The following is a 23,039-nucleotide window of genomic DNA, read 5'->3' on the forward strand; positions in this document are numbered from 1 at the left end:
ATGCCGCCGCTCACCCAATGGACCGCCTTGGCGCGGGCATCGCTCCAAGGTGTTTTCACCGACATCGACGACACCCTGACCACCGAGGGCGCCATCACGCCCGACGCACTGCAGGCGCTGGCTGACCTGAAGGCGGCGGGCCTGGTGGTCATTCCCATCACCGGACGGCCGATTGGCTGGTGCGAGCCTTTCATGGCAGGGCCTGCCGGTTCGACCTGGCCTGTCGATGCCATGGTGGCAGAGAACGGTGCCGTGGCATTTACCCGCAGCTCTGGCGCTCAACCAACGCTGGTCAAGCGCTACCAGCAAGACGCCGCCACGCGCAGTGCCAACCAGGCGCGCATGCGTGAGATCGCCGCCCAGGTCGCTGCGGAAGTGCCAGGTGTCGCCCTCAGCCGCGACAGCGCCGGGCGTGAGACGGACCTGGCCTTTGATTACGCAGAGTTCGACCGGCACGCGCCCGACACCGTGGAGCAGGTGCTGGCTGTGCTGCAGCGCGCTGGCATGCAGACCACCGTGAGCAGCATCCACATCCATGGCTGCTTTGGGGATTTCAACAAATGGCAGGGTGCCAACTGGATCGTGCGCGAGCTTCTGGGCCGCGACTTGGCGCAGGAGCTGGACCGCTGGGTGTTTGTGGGCGACTCGGGCAATGACCAGGCGATGTTCCAGCACTTCACCCACAGCGTGGGCGTGGCCAATATCGCGCGGTTTGTGCCGCAGCTCACACATCTGCCACGCTATGTGACGCAGGGCGAACGGGGCGCGGGGTTTGCCGAAGTGGCGCGGGCGATCCTGGCGGGGCGCTGACTGTCAGCGAAGCAAGCGCAGCAGGCAACAGAGGGCGGTCGCTACAGCCCCTGGATGATCGACGCGGCGGGGCTGGCCCCCCCCCGAGACGGCACAGTGCACGCAAGACCTCCAGGAAGCAGTTTTGACTGAAAACGTCTGCTTGCGCTAGTGGAATATGCCGTGATAGCTATTATTTTAATAGCACGACCATCAAGCCTTGAGGAAGATATCGGTATCCGGCGCAAAACACGCATGCAGCGGCAGCAGTGCTCCGCCCAGAGCGCGGGCATCCGAGCCCATGGTGCCCAGCTCCAGCCGGGGCGGCTGGTGCAGGCCTTCCCAGTTGTAGTCGGCCAGCGCGTGGCGGGCGCCCTCGCACAGGGCCTGCAGCAGCTCGGGGGCTGCGGCGCCATCGACCACCACGGCGTCCAGATCCAAAAACGCGGTGGCCGAGACGATGCAGTGCGCCAAGCCCGCCGCAGCGCGCGCAATCCAGCCCCGGCTGTGTTCCAGCCACGGGGCCTGCAGCACACGTTTGTCGTAGGCGGCCATGGGGTCGAGTCCGTGTTCGCGAAAGCGCTGCTCCAGCTCCCACAGCGAGGCCTGGCTGATGAGCTGCGCGGGCGCCTGGCCCGGCTGGGCGGGTGACAGCGGCAGCGAGGCCACTGCGCCTGCGTTGCCATGCAGGCCTCGGTGCAGGTGCGAATTGATGACCAGCCCGCCGCCCACAAAGGTGTCCATGAACAGGTACAAAAAGCTCGGGATGTCGCGCCCGCGCCCCTGCAGCAGCTCGGCCACGCAGGCGGCGGAGGTGTCCTTGGCAAAGGACACGGGCAGCTCGGTCATCTGCTGCACCTGCTCAGCCAGGTCGATGTTGTTCCAGGCTTCGGACTGCGCCTCGGTGAGCCCCAGCATGCGGTGCCAGCCGCCGAGCTGGAACGGCGCTGCCACGCCCACGCCCACCACGCGCGAGCGCAGCGGACCCAGGCCGTCGAGCAGCTGGTTCAGGTGCGTGCGGATGGCGGGCAACAGCACGTCGATATCAGGGAAGGCGTAGTCGAGCACGATGCGCTCGCGCACATGGCCGGTGAAGTCCACCAGCAGCCAGTCGGCACTGCGGCGGCCGATCTTGATGCCGATGGCAAAGGCGCCGTCGGGGTTCAGGCCAATCGGCACCGAAGGCTGGCCCACACGGCCGCGCACCGGTGCTTCGCGGCGCAGCAGCTGGTCTTCGTCGAGCCGCGCAGTGATGAGCCCGATGGTCTGCGCCGTCAGGCCCGTGACGCGCGCCATCTCGGCCTTGGCCAGGCTGCCATGGGTGCGCAGCGCCTGCAGCACCACCCGCTCGTTGAACTGGCGCAGCCCCACGTGGTTGGAGCCGCGCTGGCGCAGCAGCGCGGGGCTGGCGGCAGTGTTGTCAACGGCGGGTAGGGATGCGTCGGTGTCCAGCATGGTGATGAAACGGTCAGGCGTTCAGAGTGTCGCCGATGACGCCCTTGCGCAGCAGGAAGTTGCCCCAGGGCTGCAGCTCTCCCGTCACCACGATGGCATAGGCCTTTTTGACGCGCTCGTAGAACGCGAAACGCTCCACGCCTTCTGCCTGCGCGCTGGCCACGCCCTCGCGCGCCAGCACGTCCATGGTTTCGCGCTGCAGGGCTGAGCGGTACGGCACCTCGGTGCCACCCACCTGCATGTAGGCCACGGGGTGCGTCACTTCTTGCGCCAATGGCAGCACGCTGGCCACCGCTTGCACGGCACGCGCCATGCCAATGCCGGGCAGGCGCAGCACGGGCTTGCCCGCGCCCAGGCTCATGGCGGTGAAGTTGGCGTCGGCCAAAACAATGGCGTCGTCATGGCCCATCTCGGCCAGCACCTTGAGCAGGTCGGGGGTCAGCAGGGGATCAATGTTCTTCAGCATGGGGGCGTTTCAGGCAAGGCATTCAGCGGGCAGGTCGGAGGCCGCCATGGCACCGGTCATCACGGCTACGGTATCGCTCATGCTGATCTTCTTGGGGTTGACGACGGCGGCGCGCTTGCCCAGGCGGGCGATGTGGATGCGGTCGGCAATCTCGAACACATGGGGCATGTTGTGGCTGATGAGAATGACGGGCAGACCTTTGTCGCGCACGCGGCGGATCAGCTCCAGCACCATGTTGCCCTCCTTCACGCCGAGGGCGGCAGTGGGCTCGTCCATGATGACGACATGGCGCGCAAACGCTGCCGCGCGCGCCACGGCCACGCACTGGCGCTGGCCGCCCGAGAGTGTCTCCACCGCCTGCGTCATGGAGCGGATGCCGACCTTCAGCTCGGCCATGCGGGCCACGCTTTCTTCGAGCATCTTCTTCTTGTCGAGCATGCGCAGCGCGCTGCCCAGCAGTCCGGGGCGGCGCAGCTCGCGGCCGAGGAACAGGTTTTCGGCAATGGTCATGGCCGGGGCCACGGCCAAGTCCTGGTACACGGTTTCGATGCCCGCGCGGCGTGCGTCGATGGGGCTTTTGAACTGGATGCGCTGGCCGTCGAGCAGGATCTCGCCTTCGTCGGGCACGGTGGCGCCCGACAGCGCCTTGATGAGGCTCGACTTGCCCGCGCCGTTGTCGCCGATCACCGCCAGGATTTCACCGGCGCGCAGTTCAAAGTCGGCGCCGTCGAGTGCAGTAACTTGGCCGTAGCGCTTGACCAGGCCCTTGGCCTGCATGACCAACGGGGCGTTCGTGGTGTGTGGGGAGGTGGTCATGATCAACGCACTCCTTTGCGCGAGAGTTGGTCAGTGGCCACGGCCAGGATCACGAGGATGCCGGTGACCAGAATTTGGTAGACCGACGACACGCCCATCAGCGTGAGCCCGTTGCGGAACACGCCCACGATGAGCGCCCCCACCAGCGTGCCCAAAATCATGCCGCGCCCGCCAAACAGGCTGGTGCCGCCCAGCACCACGGCGCTGATGGCGTCGAGGTTTTCGGTCTGGCCTGCGTTCGGGTCGCCTGCCCCAGTGCGCGCCACCGACAGCAGCGACGCAATACCGTAGAACAGGCCCGCCAGCACGTACACGCCCAGCAGCACCTTGTCGGTGGCAATGCCGGTGAGTCGTGTTGCCTCGGGGCTGTTGCCCACGGCGTACACGTGGCGGCCAGGCGCGGTTTCGCGCAGCGCAAACCAGGTGACGAGGTACAGTGCCAGCATGAGCACGGCCCCCCACACGATGGCGGTCTGCCCCAGCTGGAAGGTGTTGCCCAGTGCGGTCATGCCAGCGGGGATGTCGGTGATGGTCTGCGCGCCCGAGTACAGCTGCGTGGCGGCAAACGCGATGTTGAGCGTGCCCAGCGTAACGATGAAGGGCGGCAGCTTGATCTTGGTGACGAGCAGGCCGTTGATCAACCCGAACAGCATGGTCACCGCCATGCCGCAGGCAATCGCCACAGGGGCAGAGAGGCCGTAGTCCGCCGCCATCTTGGTCATCACGATGCCACCCAGTGCCATGACCATGCCACACGACAAATCGATGCCTGCCGTGAGGATCACCAGCGTCTGGCCAATGGCGATGACCGCCACCACCATGACCTGCTGCAGGATGAGCGCGAAGTTCTGCGCCGACAGAAAACGCTCGCTCTGCGTGGCAAAGAAGGCGCACGCCAGGATCAGCGCGATGAACGGCCCCAGCGTGGCCAGCGGCGGTAATTTGGAAGCGGTCGAGGACATGGCGGCTCCGTGCGGGTGGATGAGGTGACTCTCAGAGAGAAGGCGCTTTTTCAGAGCTGCTCGCAAAACTCAGCGAAGCGGTTCTGGCTAGGCGCTGCGTCGCAGGCAGTACGGTAGTACGACAAGACGCAGCAACGACGCCAGAAGAGTTTTGAGAACGGCTCTTACTTGGCGCCCCAGCACAGGTCGGTGCCGGTCTTCACATCCTTGCTGTCCACGCCCGCCATGGGCTTGGCAGCGATCAGCGTCACGCCCGTGTCGGTGTAGCCGCTGACCTTCTTGCCGGTCTTGGCGTATTCCACGCCAGCCGCCACGCCCATGGCCGCCATGCGCAGCGGGTACTGCTGGCTGGTGGCGGCGATCACACCCTTGCCCACGTCGGCAATGCCTGCGCAGCCGCCGTCCACCGAGACGATGAGCACGTTCTTCTCCTTGCCTGCGGCCTTGAGCGCGTTGTAGGCACCGGCTGCGGCGGGCTCGTTGATGGTGTAGACGATGTTGATGTCAGGGTTCTTCTGCAGGCAGTTTTCCATGCCGGTCTGGCCCTTGGCGCGGTCGCCAAAGCTGTCGGCCATGCACACCACCTCGGCGGGGCGCGACAGCTCATTGCTCTTGGCATCATTCGCCTGCAGACCAAAGCCCTTCAGGAAGCCGTTGTGCCGCTGTGCGCCCACCGGGTGGCCGGGGAACAGGTCCAGCGTGGCGATTACGGGCTTCTTGCCCGCAGCGGCGGCCTTGGCGTACTGGCCGATCAGCTCGCCCGCCTTGTAGTTGTCGGTGGCAAACAGCGCGTCCGTCGCATCCATGGGCTCGGTGGGGCTGTCGAGCGCAATCACCATCACGCCGCGCGCCTGGGCTTTCTTGATGGCGGGCACGATGGCCTTGGCGTCGCTGGGGGTGATGAGGATGGTCTTGGCACCGGCTGCGATCAGGTTCTCCATGGCCGTGACCTGGCCCGCGTTGTCGCCGTCGGTCTTGCCTGCGGCCGACACCAGCTTGGCGCCCAGCTTCTTGGCCTCGGCCGTGGCGCCCTCTTTCATCTTCACGAAGAAGGGGTTGGTCTCGGTCTTGGTGATGAGGCCGATGACGGGCTCGGACGTCTGTGCCTGGGCCAAGCCACAGGCCAGGGCGCCGGTGAGGGCAAGGGCAGAAAGCGCGAAAGCGGGGGTGCGTTGCATGACGTTGTCTCCGGGTGTTGGGATGGCAGATTCCTGTCGGCCCCGTGCTGCGCGGCTGGCAGGTGAACCACTCTTGTCGGGTGGATGGGATCGAACTATAGTTGCCGACAAGTTAATAAATCAAGTGGATTTACTTATGGTTTTCCCTATCCAATCCGCCGGTTCTGCCCCCACCTCCAGCGCACCCACCGCACCGCCGCTGCGCGTAGCCACAGCGGGCGAAGCTTTGTTTGACTTGATCGAGGAGCCCGATGGCCGCCTGAAGCCCTGCGCGGGCGGCGCGGTCTACAACCTCACCCGCGCGCTGGGCCTGCAGGGCGTGGGCACGCAGTACCTCAACCCGCTGTCGGGCGACATGCTGGGGCGACAACTGGCGCACGGCTTGCACGATGCGGGCGTGGCCCTGGCAGCGCCCACGCCGGTGCGTGCGCCCAGCGCGCTGGCGCTGGCCGCACTGGATGCCGAGGGCAAGGCCAGCTACAGCTTCTACCGCGACGGCGTGGCCGACCGCCAGGTGACGGCCGCCGCGCTGACGGCTGCTTGCGCCGCATTGCCAGAGCTGCAAGTAGTGGCCACGGGCTGCCTGGCGCTGGTGGCGCAGGACGCAGCCACCTACCAGCCCTGGCTGGCAGCGCAGCGCGCAGCAGGCCGCATGGTGGTGGTGGATGCCAACCTGCGCCTATCGGCCGTTGACGAAGCGGAGGCCTACCGCGCCAATGTGATGGCCGCCCTGCAGCACGCCCACCTCATCAAGGTGAGCGACGATGACCTGGAGGCGCTGGCTGTTCCGGGCGCCAACGCATTGGAACGCGCCCACTATTTGCAGCAGCAAACACAGGCCCAATGGCTCGCCCTGACCCTGGGTCCGGAAGGTGCCTGGCTGCTGCAGCGCGACGGCTTGGCCGTGCATGCGCGCGAGGAGGCTCCGATCACGGTGGTGGACACCGTGGGTGCAGGCGACTGTTTTCTGGCGGGTTTGATCACCGCCTGGCTGGCAGGGCCTGAGCGGGGCGAAGAAGCGCTGACCTTGCGCCCTGGTGGCTTGACGGCGCCCGCTTCGGAAGCCCGGCTGCGCGCCGTGCTGCACCATGCGCTGGCCAGCGCCAGCCACTGTGTGGAGCGGGCGGGCTGCACGCCGCCCCGCTACGAAGAAGTGCAAGAGCGGCTGGCGTTGCGGCGCTCAGCGACCGCAGCGGGCCAATAACACTTACTCGGCGGGTTTGGTGGCCGGCTTGCGGGCCCGGCTGCGCGGACGGGGAGCGGCCGCCTTGGTGGGAGCCGCGCCTTGTGCCTCAGCGGCTGGTGCTTCGGCTGCGGAAGCCGATGCCTCGGCAGCTGTAGCACCGCCCGCATCCGCCACGGCACGCGCACCGCGCGTTCGGGGCGTGGCAGCAGCCTTGGGGGCGCTGGCAGCTGGCTTGGCACCTCCTCCACTGCGGGCGCGACTGCGGCGAGGGGCTGCAGGCTCGGCACCATCGCTCTCAGCAGGTATCTGCTCTGCCGGGGCCTCGGAGCCATCCAACGCTTCGGCGCGCGCATCCTGCTCAGGGCTGCTGTCGATCACCCGCTCCAATGGCCCGGCCTCGTGGGCCACCGGCTGGCTGAAATAGCGGCTGGCCGGGCGCTCTGACGGCACATCCGCCTGCTCGGACGCCTGTGGCTCCTGGTTCGAGTCATTGCGCGGCTCGCTGCGCTGCGTGGAGCGGGTGTCGGGGCGGTCTGCGCCCTCACCGCGACGCCCCCGGCTGCGGCCCGGCGCGCCCTGCCCTTCGCCACTGTCAGAACGCAGATCGGGTGCCGTCGCCACCGCATGAAAGTCATGCCGCGTGGCGCCGCCCTGGCTGGCTCGCTCACCGGCTCCTTCAGGCCGCGCGGGCGCGGCGGCGGCAGTCGGCCCACCGTGGCTGCGGAACACATACGCACCCGATTTTTCATCGCGCCCAAACTCCAGCAGCCCACGCGCCTGCGCTTCCTCCAGCAAGTTGCCAAAGGTGCGAAAGCCGTAGCGGCCTTCGCTGAAATCGGGCTTGCGGCGCTTGATGGCCTCCTTGAGCACCGAGGCCCAGATCTTGCCGGTGTCGCCGCGCTCGGACAGCAGGGCTTCAAACGTTTCGGCCGCCAGCTCCACGCCCTGGGTGCGGCGTGCGTCCTGGCTTTCCTTGCGGCTGCGCTCCTCCTCGGGGCTGCGACGGGGTGCTGGTGGCGGGTTGCTGCCAGGGCTCTGGCGGCGGGCCTGGGCCCGCTGGTTTTCGCGCACCAGGTCGTCGTAGAAGATGAATTCATCGCAGTTGGCAATCAGCAGATCGGACGTGGACTGCTTCACGCCCACGCCGATCACCTGCTTGTTGTTCTCGCGCAGCTTGGACACCAGCGGCGAAAAGTCCGAGTCGCCGCTGATGATGACGAAGGTGTTGACGTGCGACTTGGTGTAGCAGAGGTCCAGCGCGTCCACCACAAGGCGGATGTCGGCCGAGTTCTTGCCCGACTGGCGCACATGGGGGATCTCGATCAGCTCGAAATTCGCCTCGTGCATGGTGGCCTTGAAGCCCTTGTAGCGCTCCCAGTCGCAATAGGCCTTCTTGACCACGATGGAGCCCTTGAGCAGCAGGCGCTCCAGGATGGGCTTGATGTCGAACTTTTCGTACTGCGCATCGCGCACGCCCAGGGCGACGTTTTCAAAGTCGCAAAACAGGGCCATGCTGATGCTGTCGGAGGGGGATGCCATATCGTGTGTGAGTTCCGTTCAATGCTGCGGATCATCACACGGAACGCATTGCCCCCTCCGAAGGGAGTGGCCTCAGGTGGGTTTGGCCAAGCCCAGCTTCTCCACCAGCGCCTTCTCGCGCGTGAAGGTGTCCTGCGCAAACTTCTTGTACGCCGACGTGCTCATGTACATCGGCACCATGTCGTAGCGTGCCAGCGCGGTCTTGTAGCTCTCCTGCTCCATGGCCTGCTTGAAGGCATCGTGCAGGCGCTTGACCACCGCATCGGGCGTGCCCTTGGGGGCGCCAATGCCGAATGGCGAGTTCTGTACCAGGTTCAGGCCCAACTCCTTGAGCGTGGGTGCATCGGGGAACTTAGCCAGGCGCTCGGCGCCCCAGGTGTTGAGCACGCGCAGCTTGCCAGCCTCGACCTGCGGTGCAAAGCCCGTGGAGTCGGCCGCCGCCATGATCTGCCCGCCCAGGATGGATTGCATCAGGTCGGCACTGCCCTTGTAGGGCACGTGCAGCAGCTCCAGGCCCAGCTGCTGGGCGATGAGTTCCATCGTCAGGTGCGGGCTGGTCATGGTGCCGGTGGAGCCGTAGCTCAGTTTGCCGGGGTTGGCCTTGGCCCAGGCCACGAAGTGCGTCCAGGTCTTGAGCGGGGAGTCGGCAGGCACCACCAGGCCAAACGCGTAGCCGGTGACGTTGAGCACGTAGCTGATGTCCTTGACCGGGTCCCAGTTGATCTTGGTGGTGTAGGGCAGGCGGAACACGCCCAGCGGAATCTGCGCCACCGTGTAGCCATCGGCGGGAGACGTTTGCAGCTGCTGTGCGGGCAAGGTGCCGCCGGCTCCGGGCTTGTTCTCCACGATCACGGGCTGGCCCAGGATCTTGCTGGCGTTGTCGGCCAGCGACCGCATGGTGATGTCGGTGGGGCCTCCGGCCGGAAAGGCGATGACCAGCTTGATGGGCTTGCTGGGAAAGCTCTGGGCCTGGGCCAGGAACGCGGGGGCGGCGAGGCTGGCGGCTCCCCATTGGATAATCTGGCGACGTTGCATGGCGAGGCTCCTGAAAATGCAAAAACAAAGACTTCACCATTGGACTGCAGGCCGCGCTGCGAGGGCATGCGGAAACCCCCTAGCCGCTGTCGCCCAGGCGCCAGCGCGCAGCCCTTGCGCTGGTGCACCGCCGGGGCCGCATCACGCCTTGTAGGTGGACAACAAGATACTGGTTTCGGTGTTGCCAATGCCGGGCGTGAGGCGAATGCGGCCCAGCGCGGCGTCAAACGCTTCCAGGCTCTCGGCACGCACCTCGGCCACGATGTCCCAGCGGCCATTGGTGGTGTGCAACGTCCCCACCGTGGGCTCGCCGCGCAGCGCGCGGATGACGGCGGGGGCGGCATTGCCTTCGACCGCAATGCTCATCCACGCACGGATGCGCTGCGGCTCGGAATCAGGGCGCAGGCGCACGGTGTAGCCGGTGATGACGCCGCTCTCTTCCATCTTGTGCAGGCGGTTCTGCACCGTGCCGCGCGATACGCGCAGCTTTTGCGCCAGCGTGGCCACAGGGGTGCGCGCGTCCGCACGCAAGATGCTGATGATTTCGCGGTCGGTGTCGTCGAGCTTGGTCATAGTGGGCTTCAGAACTGGCAGAACGGCAATTTATCAGCCATTTTGACCAGTTATGAGGCTAGAGGATAGCAGGGGCTGCCAAGAAAATTCTGGGACTTCTTCGCTCTTCTTTCACACCCAGCCCCGCCATGCACGTCTCAGTACAAGCCCCCAGCGCCGTTGTGATGGTGCGCCCGCACCGCTTTCACCCCAACCCCGAAACCGCCGCCGACAACGCCTTTCAGGTGCGCACCGCGCAGCCGGCGGCCCGTGACACCTCGCGCCGCGCGTTTGCCGAGGTCACTGCTGCGGCAGAGCGCCTGGAGGGCGCGGGGGTGCGCGTGCACCTGTTCGACGCCCCCGGCGAGCACGACACGCCCGACGCAGTGTTCCCCAACAACTGGTTCTCCACCCACGCGGGCGGCCATGTGGCGATCTACCCCATGTACGCCAGGAGCCGGCGGCGAGAGCGGCGCAGCGATGTCATCGAGTTGCTCAAGGCCGAGTACCGCGTGCAGGACGTGATCGACTACTCGGGACTGGAGGCCGATGGCATGTTTCTGGAGGGCACCGGTGCGATGGTCCTGGACCACATCGGCCGCATTGCCTACACCGCGCAATCGAACCGCGCCGACCCCGTGGCTCTGGAGCGCTTTTGCACACACTTCAACTACGAGCCCATGGTCTTTGCCACGGCCGACGAGGAGGGCCAGCCCTGCTACCACACCAACGTGATGCTCTGCATTGGCACCGCGTTTGCGCTGGGTGGCTTTCACATGATCACCGATCCTGCGCGCCGTGCAGCCGTGTGCGAGCGCCTGCGCGAGACGGGCCGCGAGGTCATCGCCCTGAGCCCCCACCAGATCAGGGAATTTGCCGGCAACGCGCTGGAGCTCTCGGGCGCCCAGGGCCGGGTGCTGGCGCTGTCGGCGCGCGCCGCTGCCAGCCTCACACCGGCGCAGCGTGCCACCATCGAGCAAAGCGCCCGCTTGCTGCCGTTGGACGTGCCAACCATCGAACTGGCGGGTGGATCGGTGCGCTGCATGCTGGCGGGCGTGCACCTGGCTCGGCGCAGTGCGGGGGGATGAAATTTCAGTCCAACTCACTGCTTGCGCTAGTGGAACATGCCCAAATAGCTATTGAATTTATAGCAGGCTACTTCAGCTGGTTGCCTGGTGGCGGACCCTGCACGTCCAGCCGCGCATCACAACCCACGCCCGATGCGATCCAGCGCCGCGCCAGCGCCGACATGGCGCGCACTGCCCAGGGGTGGGTGAGCCCCGTCACCCCGGCCGGATCGGCCACCATGCCGCACCAGTAGCGCTGGTCCACATCGCTCCAGCGCAGGGCTACGCAGGCGCCACGGCGGCGGCGCGAGACCAGTACACCCAGCGGACATGGTTCAGCAAGGCAACACAGACCACAGCCATTGCAGGGCGCTCCCTCGACCGGCTTGGCAGGTGCTTCGGGGTGCAGCCACACCACGGTGGTTGGTTGAGGGGGTGGTACGGGCATGGACGATGGGTAGCGTGCAGCGCGGTCACAGCGCCGCAAGCACACCGATGCATTGTGCCGCCAGCAAACCGCTGCGCGCACCGGGATCGCAGGTGCACAGGTTCGCCCAGCCCTGTGCCGCAACCCGAGGGAGAGCGGTGTGCACCCGCCCCACGCACGCCCCATAAAAAAAAGCCCCTGCCGCTATCGCAGCTGGGGCTGAACCGGCCGAAGGGACCGGGGAGGGAGACAAGCAATCAGATCTTGAACTGAGTCTCAGAGGCGCAAAACGCGGACTCAACAGCCCGAAGGACGGTTGGGGCGCATGGGCACGATGCCGCTGACGCGCAGCGTGGCGCCAGATCCATCCGACGCCGTCAGCGTCTTGCCGCTGAAGCGCACCTGGTCGCTTTCGCGGACCACGGCAGTGTCGGTGGGTTCGCCGCTGCCGTATTCCTTGCCATCGAACGTCAGGAACACCTGGTGCAGGCTGGTGGCGTCGGGGCGGTAACGGATATCGCCAAAGGCCGTGGCCGATGAGCCCACCTTGTTGGCGCCATCAAACCGGAAGGTGCACAGCTCCGGCACCGAACCGACAGGGTTCTTCTTGTCGACATCGGTGAGGTTGAGAGCGCCATTGCCATACACGCCATTCAGGCCGTCGATGGTGGCGTTGCTGACTGTCAGCACACCGGGCTCGTTGCTGGGAGATGGGTCGTCGTTATTGCCACCGCCGCAGGCCACCAGCAACACGGAGGTGGCCGCCAGAGCGGTACAGGTCTTGAGGAATTTGAATGCGTTCATGGTGATGGGCGTCCTTGAAATGTGGATGGAAGGTGGGGAGCCGATCCCCTGCAATCCATCGTAGGAAGCCCATCCCATGCAGCGCGTGCGCCATGTTCTGCGCAGTGCGTAGGACAGAGGCCGACAGGGCTGTGCGCCAACCACCAGGCTGGCCCAGCCTCCTGCCGTCAGCCCTGCACGCCTCAGCGGGCCAGCACGGGCGCGAGGGCCTTGCCGGTGTGGGTCCCCGCCGCCACCACGTCTTCGGGCGTGGCCGCCGCCACGATGCGGCCGCCTGCGCCACCGCCCTCGGGCCCCAGGTCCAGGATCCAGTCGGCCTCGGCGATCACATCGAGGTCGTGTTCGATCACGATCACGCTGTGGCCGCCGTCCACCAGGCGGTGCAGCACGCGGATGAGCTTGTCCACGTCGGCCATGTGCAGCCCCACCGTGGGCTCGTCCAGCACATACAGCGTATGCGGCGCCTTCTGGCCCCGGCGGCCGACCTCGTCGCGCACCTTGGTGAGTTCGGTCACCAGCTTGATGCGCTGCGCCTCGCCACCGCTGAGTGTGGGTGACGGCTGGCCCAGCGTGAGATAGCCCAGGCCCACGTCCTGCAAGAGCTGCAGCGGATGCGCAATGCTAGGCATGGTGGCGAAGAAGCCCACGGCCTCGTCCACCTCCATCTGCAGCACGTCGCCAATGCTCTTGCCGCGCCAGGTGACGGCCAGCGTTTCGGGGTTGAAGCGCGCACCGTGGCAGGTCTCGCAGGGCACCTTCACATCGGGCAAGAAGCTCATCTCGATGGTGCGCACGCCCGCGCCTTCGCAGCTGGGGCAGCGGCCTTCGCCGGTGTTGAAGCTGAAGCGCCCTGCGGCATAGCCACGGGCCTTGGCCTCCAGCGTTTCGGCAAACAGCTTGCGGATGGTGTCCCAGAAGCCGATGTAGGTGGCGGGGCACGAACGCGGCGTCTTGCCGATGGGTGTCTGATCCACTTCGAGCACGCGGTCGATGCTCTCGAAGCCCGACAGGCCCGTGCAACCGACCAGTGGCGGCGCCTTGCCCGCGTCCATGGCATCGCGCCCGGCCTTGGTACTGCGCTGCTGCACCCAGGCCTGCACGTTGGCCAGCAGCACATCGCGCGCCAGGGTGGACTTGCCGGAGCCACTCACGCCCGTCACCGCCACCAGGCGGTGCAGCGGCACGGTGGCTGTGACGTTCTGCAGGTTGTGCAACTGCGCGCCGTGCACCGTGAGCCAGCGCATGGCGGCGCGCTCCTTGGCTTCATTGAGGGCGTCAGCGGCCAGCGATGCCGCCTGCGCCGCACGCTTCTTGACGGCGGCGCTTTGGCGGCCCGTGAGCGCTGCCGCCTCGGCCTGTGCAAAGGCCGCTGTGGCCTCGGCGCTCACCTCGCCGGGCGCCATGCTGCGGCGCAGCTGGAGCGGGTGCTTCATGGCGTGCAGCAGGTAGCGGCCGGTTTGCGAATCTTCGGCGCCCGTGATGTCGGCCACGCTGCCCTGCGCCACCAGGCGCCCACCGCGTTTGCCCGCGCTGGGGCCAATGTCGATGATGTGGTCGGCACGGCGGATGGTGTCTTCGTCGTGCTCCACCACCACCAGCGTGTTGCCCTTGTCACCGAGCTTGTGCAGGGCATTGAGCAGGATCTGGTTGTCGCGCGCATGCAGGCCGATGGTGGGCTCGTCGAGCACGTAGCACACGCCCTGCAGGTTGCTGCCCAGCTGCGCGGCCAGGCGGATGCGCTGGGCCTCGCCACCGCTGAGCGTGGGCGCACCCCGGTCCAGCGTGAGGTAGCCCAGGCCCACTTCTTCGAGGAATTCGAGGCGGCTCTGGATCTCGGGCACCAGGTCGCGGGCAATGTCGGCCTCGCGCTGGGTCATGCCGCCTTCAATGCGCAGGGTCTCGATCCAGCGGCGCACATCGGTCACCGACAGCGCGGCGATGTCGGTGATGCCTACACCGGCAAATCGGACCGCTCTTGCTGTGGCATTCAGCCGCGTGCCGCTGCAGCTGGGGCAGGCGGTGTCGGCCAGGTCCTCCACCTCGGGCTCGGCAAAGGTCTGCTCGCGGCCTTTTTCCTTGTCGTCCTGCACCGAGTCGTCAAACACCTTGCGCTGGTCCTTGGTGAGCTTGACGCCGGTGCCGACGCAGTCGGGGCACCAGCCGTGCTTGCTGTTGTAGCTGAACAGGCGCGGGTCCAGCTCGGCATAACTGGTGGCACACACGGGGCAGGCGCGCTTGGTGGAGAACGCCTGCAGCGTGCCAATACCGGCCGTGGGCTGGCCGCCCTCCATGGCTTCGCGCAGGCCGGTGATGCCACTGAGCACATGCACCACACCCTTGCCGTGCGTGAGTGCGTCGGCCAGCGCGGTGCGCAAAGCCGCTTCGTTCTCGGGCGACACATCGAGGCTGGCCACGGGCAGCTCGATGGTGTGTTCCTTGAAGCGGTCGATGCGCGGGAAATTGGTGGTGGGCAAGAAGTTGCCGTCCACGCGCAGGTGCGTGTAACCGCGCGGGCGGGCCCAGTCGGCCAGCTCGGTGTAGACGCCCTTGCGGTTCATCACCAGTGGCGCGAGCAGGCCGATGTGCTGGCCGCGGAACTGCGTGAGCAGCTGCGCGGCGATGCTCTCGGGCGTCTGCGGCTGCACGGCGGCGCCGTCTTTCACGCAGTGCTGCGTGCCGAGCTTGACGTACAGCAGACGCAGGAAGTGCCACACCTCGGTGGTGGTGCCCACGGTGGACTTGCGCCCTCCGCGCGACAGGCGCTGCTCAATCGCCACAGTGGGCGGGATGCCGTAGACCGCGTCCACCTCGGGCCGACCGGCGGGCTGCACGATGCTGCGGGCATAGGCGTTGAGCGATTCGAGGTAGCGGCGCTGGCCTTCGTTGAACAGGATGTCGAACGCGAGCGTGGACTTGCCCGAGCCGCTCACGCCCGTCACCACATTGAACTTGCCACGCGGGATGTCCACGCTCAGGTTCTTGAGGTTGTGTTCCTTGGCGTTGACGATTTCTATGGCGTTTTTTGCCGCAGGCGCTAGATCCATATGCGCAAGGCGCTCTGATTTTCGTAGCGCCGCAGCCTTTTCGTGCACCGAGTGGCCGCCCACGCCCAGCGCCAGTTCGTAGTCGCGCAGTGCCTGCCCGGTGTGAGAGGTGGCATGGGCCCGCACGTCTTCGGGCGTGCCCTCGGCCACGATGAGGCCACCCGCATAGCCGCCTTCCGGCCCCAGGTCGATCAGCCAGTCGCTCGCACGGATCACGTCCAGGTTGTGCTCGATGACGATGAGCGAGTGCCCTGCGTCGATGAGCTTGCGCAGTGCGCGCATCAGCTTGGCGATGTCGTCAAAGTGCAGGCCGGTGGTGGGTTCGTCGAACAGAAACAGGGTGCCCTTGCGTGCCACCGTCTGGCGCGATTTGCTTTGTACGCGTGCAGCCTCGGCCAGAAAGCCTGCGAGCTTGAGGCGCTGCGCCTCACCGCCCGACAGGGTGGGCACGGGCTGGCCCAGCGCCACGTATTCGAGCCCCACGTCCACGATGGGCTGCAGCGCGCGGATCACGTCGCGGTCGTTCGCAAAGACGGCCGCAGCTTCGGCCACGGTGAGCGCCAGTACATCCGCCACATTCAGCGATTTGCCGCCGCGCTCAATGGTGATCTCCAGAATCTCGGGCCGGTAGCGCTTGCCGTCGCAGTCAGGGCAGCGCAGGTACACGTCGCTCAGAAACTGCATCTCCACATGCTCAAAGCCCGAGCCGCCGCAGGTGGGGCAACGCCCGTCGCCGCTGTTGAAGCTGAACTTGGCGGCGGTGTAACTGCGCTGCTTGGACAGCGGCGCCACGGCGAAGAGTTCGCGGATGCTGTCCCACGCGCCCACGTAGCTCACGGGGTTGGAACGTGCGGTCTTGCCGATGGGCGACTGGTCCACGAACACCACGTCCGACAGGTGGTCGGCGCCCAGCATGCGGTCGTGCGCACCCGGTGCATCCGTGGCCTTGCCGAAGTGGCGCAACAGCGCGGGGGCCAGTACATCCTGGATCAGGCTCGACTTGCCCGAGCCGCTCACGCCCGTCACGGTGACCAGGCGCTGCAGCGGAAATTCGACTGTCACATCCTGCAGGTTGTGCTCGCGCGCGCCTTCTAGGATGAGGCGTGGGGTCGATTCCGTCACCATGCGCTTGAAGCCAAAGCCCACATGCTTGCGCCCGCCCAGGTAGGCGCCCGTGAGTGTGTCGGCCTTGCGCAGGTCGGCGGTGGTGCCGTCGAACACGATCTGACCGCCCAGGCGGCCGGGGCCAGGGCCCATGTCGATCATGCGGTCGGCCGCGAGCATCACGGCGGGGTCGTGCTCCACCACCACCAGGGTGTTGCCCGCGTCGCGCAAGCGCAGCATGGCCTCGGTGATGCGGTGCATGTCCCGCGGGTGCAGGCCGATACTGGGTTCGTCCAGCACAAACAGCGTGTTGACCAGGCTGGTGCCCAGGGCCGTGGTCAGGTTGATGCGCTGCACCTCGCCGCCGCTGAGCGTGCGGCTTTGCCGGTCGAGCGTGAGGTAGCCAATGCCCACATCGCACAGGTACTTGAGGCGCGTGGTGATTTCTTCGTGCAGCAGCTTCAGCGCCTGGGCATCGCCGCCTTTGGCGTCATCACCCACCGGCAACTGCATGCGCGCAAAGAACTGGCGCAGGCGGTCGATGGGCAGCAGCATCAGGTCGTGCAGGCACAGGCCGGGCAACGCTTCGAGTTGCTCGCGCGACCACTGCACCCCCTCGGGCATGAACCGTTTGCCCGGCTCCAGCACCGCATCGGCATCTTCCTTGCGGCCGATGCGCCACAGCAGGCTTTCGGTCTTGAGGCGTGCACCGGCGCAGGTGGGGCACGGCGTGTAGCTGCGGTACTTGGACAAGAGCACGCGGATGTGCATCTTGTAGGCCTTGCTTTCCAGGTACTCGAAGAAGCGCTTGATGCCATACCACTGCTTGCTCCACTGGCCGTCCTTGTAGCCGGGCGCGCCGCCGATGACCCATTTCTTCTGGTCGTCCGTGAGCTTGTTCCAGGGCGTGTCGCGCGGGATGCCTGCCGCCTCTGCGTGGCGCATGAGGTCGTCCTGCGCTTCCTTCCATGCCGGCGTCTGGATGGTCTTGATGGCACCGGCGCGCAGGGTGAGCTTGTCGTTGGGGATGACCAGGCCGTAGTCCACGCCGATCACGCGGCCAAAGCCCCGGCAACTGTCGCACGCGCCCACGGCGGAGTTGAACGAGAAGGCCGAGGGGATGGGGTCGCTGTAGCGCAGGTCGCTGTCAGGGCAGTGCAGGCCGGTGGAGAAGCGCCAGAGTTCGGCCTCACCCTCATCCACGAGACGATAGACATTCAGCCGCCCCGTGCCGCGCTTGAGCGCGACCTCGATGGCTTCGATCACACGCGCCTTCTCGGCGTTGCCCAGCCGGAACCGGTCGGCCACCACATCCAGCACCTTGCGCGGGCCGGTGGGCGTGGCCACTTCGCGCTCGGCCTGCACCTTGGTGAAACCGCTGGCGGACAGCCATTGTTCCACCTGCTCGGCTGACGTGTTGGCGGGTAATTCGACCGGGAAGGTCAGCACGATGCGCGGATCACCGGCTGCGGCGCAACGCGCGGCCAGCTCGGCATAGATGGTTTCGGGCGAGTCGTGACGCACCGGCTGCGCCGTCTGCTTGTCGAACAACTGGCCGGCACGCGCGAACAACAGCTTCAGGTGGTCGTTCAGCTCCGTCATCGTGCCCACGGTGGATCGGCTGGAGCGGACCGGGTTGGTCTGGTCGATGGCAATGGCCGGGGGCACGCCCTCGACCTTGTCCACGGCGGGCTTGTCCATGCGGTCGAGGAACTGGCGCGCATAGGCGCTGAAGGTCTCCACATACCGGCGCTGGCCCTCGGCATAGAGCGTGTCGAACACCAGACTGGACTTGCCCGAGCCACTGGGGCCTGTGACCACCGTGAGTTCTCCGGTACGGATGTCCAGATCCAGGTTCTTGAGGTTGTGCTGGCGTGCGCCGCGGATACGGATCAGTCCCTGGGTCATGGAAGCGGTCTTTCGGGTGTGAGGCGGGACATTCTAGGGACGCACCCGGCGTTTGCGCCGGCGCGCGCCGATTACCCCCGAGGCGCGCTGCGGTGCTTTGACCGTGGACAAAGCACAAGCAATGGAGCAGCGGCGGGCGAAAAGCGGGTGTCCGGGCCCGAAACATCGGTTTAGACTGCGGCCTCCACACAAAACAAGAGGAGACCGCCATGACAAAACAATGGCAACTGCGAGCGGCTGGCCTGGTCCTGGCGCTTGCGGCCAGTGCAGCCAGCCATGCCCAGATCCTGATCGGCCAGACCGCAGGTTTCAGCGGCCAGGTGGCAGCGGGCGTGAAAGAGACTACCGATGGCGCGCTGCTGTTCATCGACGCCATCAACGCCAAGGGCGGTGTCAATGGCCAGAAGATCGAGCTGATCTCCCTGGACGACAAGTTCGACCCCAAGCTGGCGGCAGAAAACGCCCGCACGCTGATCGAGGACAAGAACGTGTCGGCCCTGTTCCTCAACCGGGGCACACCCCACACCGAGGCCATCCTGCCGCTGCTGGACAAACACGGCGTGGTGCTGGTGGCACCGTCCACCGGCGCCATGGTGCTGCACCAGCCGGTGCGCAAATACATCTTCAATGTGCGCGCCACCTACCAGCGCGAGGCCGAAAAGGCAATCACCCACCTGGCCTCCATGGGCATCACCCGTGTGGCGCTGGTGTATGCGGACGACAGCTTTGGCGCCGATGGCATCCAGGGCGCACAGAAGGGCCTCGCGGCCGCCAAACTGACGGCTGTGGTGTCCGAAAAATTCGACCGCGCCAAGCCCGACTTCGCCCCCATTGCCGCCAAGGTGGCCAAGGCCGACGCGCAGGCGGTGCTGATGGTGGCCTCGGGCTCTGCGGTGGTGGATGCCACCACGGCACTGCGCACGGCGGGCTCGGCCGCGCAGATCGTGACGCTGTCCAACAATGCCTCCAGCGGCTTCATCAAAAGCCTGGGGGCCAACGCGCGGGGCGTGATCGTGACACAGGTGTTCCCCAACGAACGGGCCGTGACCTACCCGATGGTGAAGGAAGCCCAGGAACTGGCCAAGACCAAGGGGCTCACCGAAATCAGCCCCGCCATGCTGGAAGGCTTTGCCGCCGCCAAGGTGCTGGTGGAAGGTCTCAAGCGCGCGGGCCCCAAGCCCACCCGCGAGAAGATCCAGGTCGCGCTGGAGAGCATCAAGAAGCTGGACCTGGGCGGTCTGGAGGTGAACTTCAGCCCCGAGGACCACACCGGGCTGGACTTTGCCGACCTGGCCATCATCGGCACGGACGGGCGCTTCCGCCGCTGAGCGCCCGCCTACGCGTTTTTACAGTTGTCCCGCGCGGGGGCGTCCCTACACTCGGGCGCTCCACACGCAGGAGACAACCCCATGAAGAAAACTGGCTTGGCCGGCGCGCTCTGCGCTCTGGCTGCTGCCCTGGGCATCGGTTCGGCCCATGCACAGATCCTCATTGGCCAGACGGTGGGCATCACCGGCTCGGCCGCCGCCACGGTGGCCGAATCCATGCAGGGCGCAGCCCTCTACATCGACCATGTCAATGCCAAGGGCGGCGTGGGCGGGCAGAAGGTGGAGGTGCTGTCGCTGGACGACAAGTTCGACCCCAAGCTGACCCTGGACAACACCCGCACCCTGATTGAACAAAAGGGCGTGATCGGCCTGTTCATGACCCGTGGAACGCCCCACACCCAGGGCATCATCCCGGTGCTGGAGCAGCATGGCGTGCCGCTGGTGGGTCCGTCCACCGGGGCGATTGCGCTGCACCAGCCGGTGAGCAAATACGTGTTCAACGTGCGGGCGCCCTACCAGCGCGAGGTGACCAAGGCCATTTCGCACCTGCACACGCTGGGCATCCAGCGCATTGGCGTGGTGCATGTGGACGACACGTTTGGCGCCGACGGGCTGGCCGGAGCACAGGCCGGATTCAAGGCCAACAACATCGAGGCGCTGTTCATCGAAAAGTTTGACCGTGCCAAGCCCGACTACAGCGCCATCGCCCCACGCGTGGCCGGCAAGCAGCCCCAGGCCGTGATCTTCATCGGCACGGGCGCTGCGGTGGTCGATGGCATCAAGGCCTTGCGCGCCGCGGGCGTTGCCGGACAGATCGTCACCCTGTCCAACAACGCGTCGGGTGGGTTTGTGAAGGCCCTGGGAGACCAGGCCCGGGGCGTGGTGGTGACGCAGGTGTTCCCGTCGGAGCGCTCGCTCAACTACCCCGTGGTCAAGGAGGCCATGGACTTGGCCAAGGCCAAGAACATCGGCGAACTGACGCCCGCCATGCTGGAGGGTTTTGTGAGCGCCAAGGTGCTGGTGGAAGGCCTCAAACGTGCAGGCGCTAAACCCGACAGCGCCAAACTCCACATGGGGTTGGAAAGTATCAAGAAGTGGGATCTGGGCGGCATGGAGCTGAGCTACAGCCCTACCGACCACAGCGGGCTGGACTTCTCGGACCTGTCCATCATCGGCACCGACGGGCGCTTCAAGCGCTGACACGGCGCAGGCCAACATCCCTAGGACACCATAAAAAAAGGCCCTGCCAGCGATTGCTGGCAGGGCCTTTGTCATGCCGGGCAATGTGCTTATTGCGCGCTGGCAGCCGATGCAGGAGCCGCAGCGGGTGCAGGTGCGGCAGCAGGTGCCGCCGCGCTGGCCGGGGCCTCCGGCGCGTGCACCGCATCGGCACCGTGCTTTTCACCACCCATGTCGGCCTTGTCGCCCGCCGTGATGATCACGTACATCGACAAGGCAGCAAACAAGACGAAGCCAACAACAATCTTCCACATATCAATATCTCCTGGGATGGGTTTGTTCAATCAAGGGGCCTGGCTGAACGCGCAGGGTTGTGGGTTGTACTGGTGCGCGGCACAAGCCCCTTGATGGAACACAGGGCCCGACCCTTGCGGGGCGGGCCCTGTACACCGGTCAGCAACGATCAGTCGTTGGCGTAAATGTCCACGTCCTTGGTTTCCTTGATGAACAGGCCACCGATCACCACCGTAGCACCGGCGATGATGATGGGGTACCACAGTCCGTTGTACATGTTGCCGGTCTGGGCCACGATGGCAAACGCCGTGGTGGGCAGCAGGCCGCCGAACCAGCCGTTACCGATGTGGTACGGCAGGGACATGGACGTGTAGCGGATGCGGGTGGGGAACATTTCCACCAGCATGGCGGCGATGGGGCCGTACACCATGGTCACCAGCAGCACCAGGTAGGTCAGGATGATGGTGACCATCACCTTGTCGATACGGGCAGGGTCTGCCTTGGTGGGGTAGCCAGCGGCCTTCAGGTCGTCGGCCACGAGCTTCTTGAACTCGGCGTCCTTCTTCTTGGCTTCATCAGCGCTCAGGCCCTTGCTGGTGTACGAGGGGATTGCGGTTTCGCCAATCTTGATGGTCGCCACCGTACCGGCGGGAGCCACAGCGTTTTCATAGCTCACCGAGGCGCCAGCCAGCACCTGCTTGGCGATGTCGCACGAGCTGGTGAACTTGGTAGTACCTGTGGGGTTGAACTGGAACGAGCACTCGGCAGGGTCAGCGGTGATCACCACCTTGTTCTTGGCTTGGGCTTCAGCCAGGGCGGGATTGGCCGCCTTGGTCAGTGCACCGAACACAGGGAAGTACGTCAGCGCGGCCAGCAGGCAGCCTGCCAGGATGATCGGCTTGCGGCCGATCTTGTCCGACAGCGAACCGAACACGATGAAGAACGGTGTACCGATCAGCAGCGAAACGGCCACGAAGATATTGGCGGTGGCGCCATCGACCTTCAGCGCCTGCGTCAGGAAGAACAGCGCATAGAACTGGCCCGAATACCACACCACGGCCTGGCCGGCGGTCAGGCCCACCAGTGCCAGGATCACGATCTTCAGGTTCTTCCACTGGCCGAAGGATTCGGTCAACGGTGCCTTGGAGGTCTTGCCCTCGGCCTTCATCTTCTGGAAGGCAGGCGATTCGTTCATCGACAGGCGGATCCAGACCGAAATGGCCAGCAGCAGGATCGACACGATGAACGGAACACGCCAGCCCCAATCACCAAAGGCTTCTTCGCCCAGCACTGTGCGGGTGCCCAGGATCACCATCAGCGACAGGAACAGACCCAGCGTGGCGGTGGTCTGGATCCAGGCGGTGTAGGCGCCGCGCTTGCCGTGCGGTGCGTGCTCGGCCACATACGTGGCAGCACCGCCGTATTCACCGCCCAGTGCCAGGCCTTGCAGCAGGCGCAGGGCAATCAGGATGACGGGAGCGGCCACACCGATGGACGCGTAAGTCGGCAAGATGCCCACGATGAAGGTGGACAGGCCCATGATCAGGATGGTGACCAGGAACGTGTACTTGCGGCCGATCATGTCGCCCAGGCGGCCGAAGAAGATGGCGCCGAAGGGACGAACAATGAAGCCCGCAGCAAACGCCAGCAGCGCGAAGATGAACGCCGAACCAGCATCCAGACCGCTGAAGAACTGCTTGGCGATGATGGCTGCGAGCGAGCCGTACAGGTAAAAGTCGTACCACTCGAAAACGGTGCCGAGCGACGAGGCGAAGATGACCTTCCTCTCTTCGGGCGACATCGGCCGCGGTGCGGGATGAACAGTTGCCATGGTGTGTGTCTCCTATTGGTGTTACAGACCGCACTGCGGCGGGCTGCACGCATTCTTGGAGATGGCACTGACCAC

The 23,039-nt window shown here is 65.9% G+C and carries 18 protein-coding genes; 5 read left to right on the forward strand and 13 right to left on the reverse strand.

Annotated elements, in window-relative coordinates; genetic code table 11:
* Positions 1 to 810 carry an HAD-IIB family hydrolase gene (locus C8C95_RS06150; RefSeq protein WP_116748009.1) on the forward strand — a complete coding sequence of 270 codons (810 nt, stop codon included), beginning with the start codon at positions 1 to 3 and terminating at the stop codon, positions 808 to 810.
* 192 nt (positions 811 to 1,002) lie between these two features.
* Here the strand turns inward: C8C95_RS06150 and C8C95_RS06155 are convergent, their stop codons facing one another.
* From C8C95_RS06155 to C8C95_RS06175, 5 genes are all read right to left on the reverse strand, one after another.
* Complete coding sequence (locus C8C95_RS06155) at positions 1,003 to 2,244, reverse strand: ROK family transcriptional regulator (protein ID WP_099729240.1); 1,242 nt, start codon at positions 2,242 to 2,244, stop codon at positions 1,003 to 1,005.
* 13 nt (positions 2,245 to 2,257) lie between these two features.
* On the reverse strand, positions 2,258 to 2,710 hold the full coding sequence (locus C8C95_RS06160; RefSeq protein ID WP_116748010.1) for an RbsD/FucU domain-containing protein: 453 nt from the start codon (positions 2,708 to 2,710) through the stop codon (positions 2,258 to 2,260).
* Between the two features lie 9 nt (positions 2,711 to 2,719).
* Positions 2,720 to 3,526: an ATP-binding cassette domain-containing protein gene (locus C8C95_RS06165; protein ID WP_055393072.1), complete on the reverse strand. Its 807-nt coding sequence runs from the start codon at positions 3,524 to 3,526 to the stop codon at positions 2,720 to 2,722.
* A 2-nt stretch (positions 3,527 to 3,528) separates the two neighbouring features.
* Positions 3,529 to 4,488 carry an ABC transporter permease gene (locus tag C8C95_RS06170; protein WP_116748011.1) on the reverse strand — a complete coding sequence of 320 codons (960 nt, stop codon included), beginning with the start codon at positions 4,486 to 4,488 and terminating at the stop codon, positions 3,529 to 3,531.
* A 164-nt stretch (positions 4,489 to 4,652) separates the two neighbouring features.
* Positions 4,653 to 5,666, reverse strand: coding sequence for a sugar ABC transporter substrate-binding protein (locus C8C95_RS06175; protein WP_056638934.1), 1,014 nt, complete (start codon positions 5,664 to 5,666; stop codon positions 4,653 to 4,655).
* Between the two features lie 136 nt (positions 5,667 to 5,802).
* On the opposite strand from C8C95_RS06175, the gene C8C95_RS06180 reads away from it, so the two are divergent.
* Positions 5,803 to 6,870 carry a PfkB family carbohydrate kinase gene (locus C8C95_RS06180; protein ID WP_116748012.1) on the forward strand — a complete coding sequence of 356 codons (1,068 nt, stop codon included), beginning with the start codon at positions 5,803 to 5,805 and terminating at the stop codon, positions 6,868 to 6,870.
* Between the two features lie 3 nt (positions 6,871 to 6,873).
* Here the strand turns inward: C8C95_RS06180 and C8C95_RS06185 are convergent, their stop codons facing one another.
* The 3 genes from C8C95_RS06185 to C8C95_RS06195 all read right to left on the reverse strand — a co-directional run bounded on the left by C8C95_RS06185 (position 6,874) and on the right by C8C95_RS06195 (position 9,999).
* Positions 6,874 to 8,391, reverse strand: coding sequence for an NYN domain-containing protein (locus C8C95_RS06185; protein ID WP_116748013.1), 1,518 nt, complete (start codon positions 8,389 to 8,391; stop codon positions 6,874 to 6,876).
* Between the two features lie 72 nt (positions 8,392 to 8,463).
* Positions 8,464 to 9,426, reverse strand: a complete 963-nt coding sequence (locus C8C95_RS06190; protein ID WP_108498456.1) for a tripartite tricarboxylate transporter substrate binding protein — start codon at positions 9,424 to 9,426, stop codon at positions 8,464 to 8,466.
* Positions 9,427 to 9,567: 141 nt separating this feature from the next.
* On the reverse strand, positions 9,568 to 9,999 hold the full coding sequence (locus tag C8C95_RS06195; RefSeq protein WP_056057905.1) for an Lrp/AsnC family transcriptional regulator: 432 nt from the start codon (positions 9,997 to 9,999) through the stop codon (positions 9,568 to 9,570).
* Between the two features lie 128 nt (positions 10,000 to 10,127).
* Here C8C95_RS06195 and C8C95_RS06200 point away from each other — a divergent pair, with 128 nt between their 5' ends.
* Positions 10,128 to 11,066, forward strand: a complete 939-nt coding sequence (locus C8C95_RS06200) for an arginine deiminase-related protein (protein ID WP_116748014.1) — start codon at positions 10,128 to 10,130, stop codon at positions 11,064 to 11,066.
* A gap of 67 nt (positions 11,067 to 11,133) precedes the next feature.
* Here C8C95_RS06200 and C8C95_RS06205 read toward each other — a convergent pair whose 3' ends face one another.
* The 3 genes from C8C95_RS06205 to uvrA all read right to left on the reverse strand — a co-directional run bounded on the left by C8C95_RS06205 (position 11,134) and on the right by uvrA (position 18,332).
* Positions 11,134 to 11,493 (reverse strand): hypothetical protein, encoded by a 360-nt coding sequence (locus C8C95_RS06205; protein WP_116748015.1) that lies wholly within the window; start codon positions 11,491 to 11,493, stop codon positions 11,134 to 11,136.
* A 276-nt stretch (positions 11,494 to 11,769) separates the two neighbouring features.
* Positions 11,770 to 12,276: a hypothetical protein gene (locus C8C95_RS06210; RefSeq protein WP_056057896.1), complete on the reverse strand. Its 507-nt coding sequence runs from the start codon at positions 12,274 to 12,276 to the stop codon at positions 11,770 to 11,772.
* 182 nt (positions 12,277 to 12,458) lie between these two features.
* Positions 12,459 to 18,332, reverse strand: a complete 5,874-nt coding sequence (gene uvrA, locus C8C95_RS06215) for an excinuclease ABC subunit UvrA (protein WP_116748016.1) — start codon at positions 18,330 to 18,332, stop codon at positions 12,459 to 12,461.
* 209 nt (positions 18,333 to 18,541) lie between these two features.
* Here uvrA and C8C95_RS06220 point away from each other — a divergent pair, with 209 nt between their 5' ends.
* Both C8C95_RS06220 and C8C95_RS06225 read left to right on the forward strand, forming a co-directional pair.
* Positions 18,542 to 19,660, forward strand: a complete 1,119-nt coding sequence (locus tag C8C95_RS06220) for an ABC transporter substrate-binding protein (protein WP_192422265.1) — start codon at positions 18,542 to 18,544, stop codon at positions 19,658 to 19,660.
* An 81-nt stretch (positions 19,661 to 19,741) separates the two neighbouring features.
* A complete protein-coding gene (locus tag C8C95_RS06225; protein WP_116748017.1) occupies positions 19,742 to 20,860 on the forward strand; it encodes an ABC transporter substrate-binding protein in 1,119 nt (372 codons plus the stop codon).
* Between the two features lie 89 nt (positions 20,861 to 20,949).
* On the opposite strand, the gene C8C95_RS06230 is transcribed toward C8C95_RS06225, so the two are convergent.
* Positions 20,950 to 21,153: a hypothetical protein gene (locus C8C95_RS06230; RefSeq protein ID WP_015015743.1), complete on the reverse strand. Its 204-nt coding sequence runs from the start codon at positions 21,151 to 21,153 to the stop codon at positions 20,950 to 20,952.
* Positions 21,154 to 21,302: 149 nt separating this feature from the next.
* On the reverse strand, positions 21,303 to 22,964 hold the full coding sequence (locus tag C8C95_RS06235; protein WP_116748018.1) for an MFS transporter: 1,662 nt from the start codon (positions 22,962 to 22,964) through the stop codon (positions 21,303 to 21,305).
* Positions 22,965 to 23,039 lie beyond the last annotated feature (75 nt).

It is taken from the genome of Acidovorax sp. 99 (assembly GCF_003096455.1).
Lineage (GTDB): Bacteria > Pseudomonadota > Gammaproteobacteria > Burkholderiales > Burkholderiaceae_C > Acidovorax > Acidovorax delafieldii.

Coding starts and splice junctions, on each gene's coding strand:
- C8C95_RS06230 (WP_015015743.1), bottom strand. CDS start 21,153: ATGTGGAAGATTGTTGTTGGCTTCGTCTTGTTTGCTGCCTTGTCGATG.
- C8C95_RS06150 (WP_116748009.1), top strand. CDS start 1: ATGCCGCCGCTCACCCAATGGACCGCCTTGGCGCGGGCATCGCTCCAA.
- C8C95_RS06190 (WP_108498456.1), bottom strand. CDS start 9,426: ATGCAACGTCGCCAGATTATCCAATGGGGAGCCGCCAGCCTCGCCGCC.
- C8C95_RS06175 (WP_056638934.1), bottom strand. CDS start 5,666: ATGCAACGCACCCCCGCTTTCGCGCTTTCTGCCCTTGCCCTCACCGGC.
- C8C95_RS06160 (WP_116748010.1), bottom strand. CDS start 2,710: ATGCTGAAGAACATTGATCCCCTGCTGACCCCCGACCTGCTCAAGGTG.
- C8C95_RS06155 (WP_099729240.1), bottom strand. CDS start 2,244: ATGCTGGACACCGACGCATCCCTACCCGCCGTTGACAACACTGCCGCC.
- C8C95_RS06185 (WP_116748013.1), bottom strand. CDS start 8,391: ATGGCATCCCCCTCCGACAGCATCAGCATGGCCCTGTTTTGCGACTTT.
- C8C95_RS06200 (WP_116748014.1), top strand. CDS start 10,128: ATGCACGTCTCAGTACAAGCCCCCAGCGCCGTTGTGATGGTGCGCCCG.
- C8C95_RS06165 (WP_055393072.1), bottom strand. CDS start 3,526: ATGACCACCTCCCCACACACCACGAACGCCCCGTTGGTCATGCAGGCC.
- C8C95_RS06220 (WP_192422265.1), top strand. CDS start 18,542: ATGACAAAACAATGGCAACTGCGAGCGGCTGGCCTGGTCCTGGCGCTT.
- C8C95_RS06180 (WP_116748012.1), top strand. CDS start 5,803: ATGGTTTTCCCTATCCAATCCGCCGGTTCTGCCCCCACCTCCAGCGCA.
- uvrA (WP_116748016.1), bottom strand. CDS start 18,332: ATGACCCAGGGACTGATCCGTATCCGCGGCGCACGCCAGCACAACCTC.
- C8C95_RS06195 (WP_056057905.1), bottom strand. CDS start 9,999: ATGACCAAGCTCGACGACACCGACCGCGAAATCATCAGCATCTTGCGT.
- C8C95_RS06225 (WP_116748017.1), top strand. CDS start 19,742: ATGAAGAAAACTGGCTTGGCCGGCGCGCTCTGCGCTCTGGCTGCTGCC.
- C8C95_RS06170 (WP_116748011.1), bottom strand. CDS start 4,488: ATGTCCTCGACCGCTTCCAAATTACCGCCGCTGGCCACGCTGGGGCCG.
- C8C95_RS06235 (WP_116748018.1), bottom strand. CDS start 22,964: ATGGCAACTGTTCATCCCGCACCGCGGCCGATGTCGCCCGAAGAGAGG.
- C8C95_RS06210 (WP_056057896.1), bottom strand. CDS start 12,276: ATGAACGCATTCAAATTCCTCAAGACCTGTACCGCTCTGGCGGCCACC.
- C8C95_RS06205 (WP_116748015.1), bottom strand. CDS start 11,493: ATGCCCGTACCACCCCCTCAACCAACCACCGTGGTGTGGCTGCACCCC.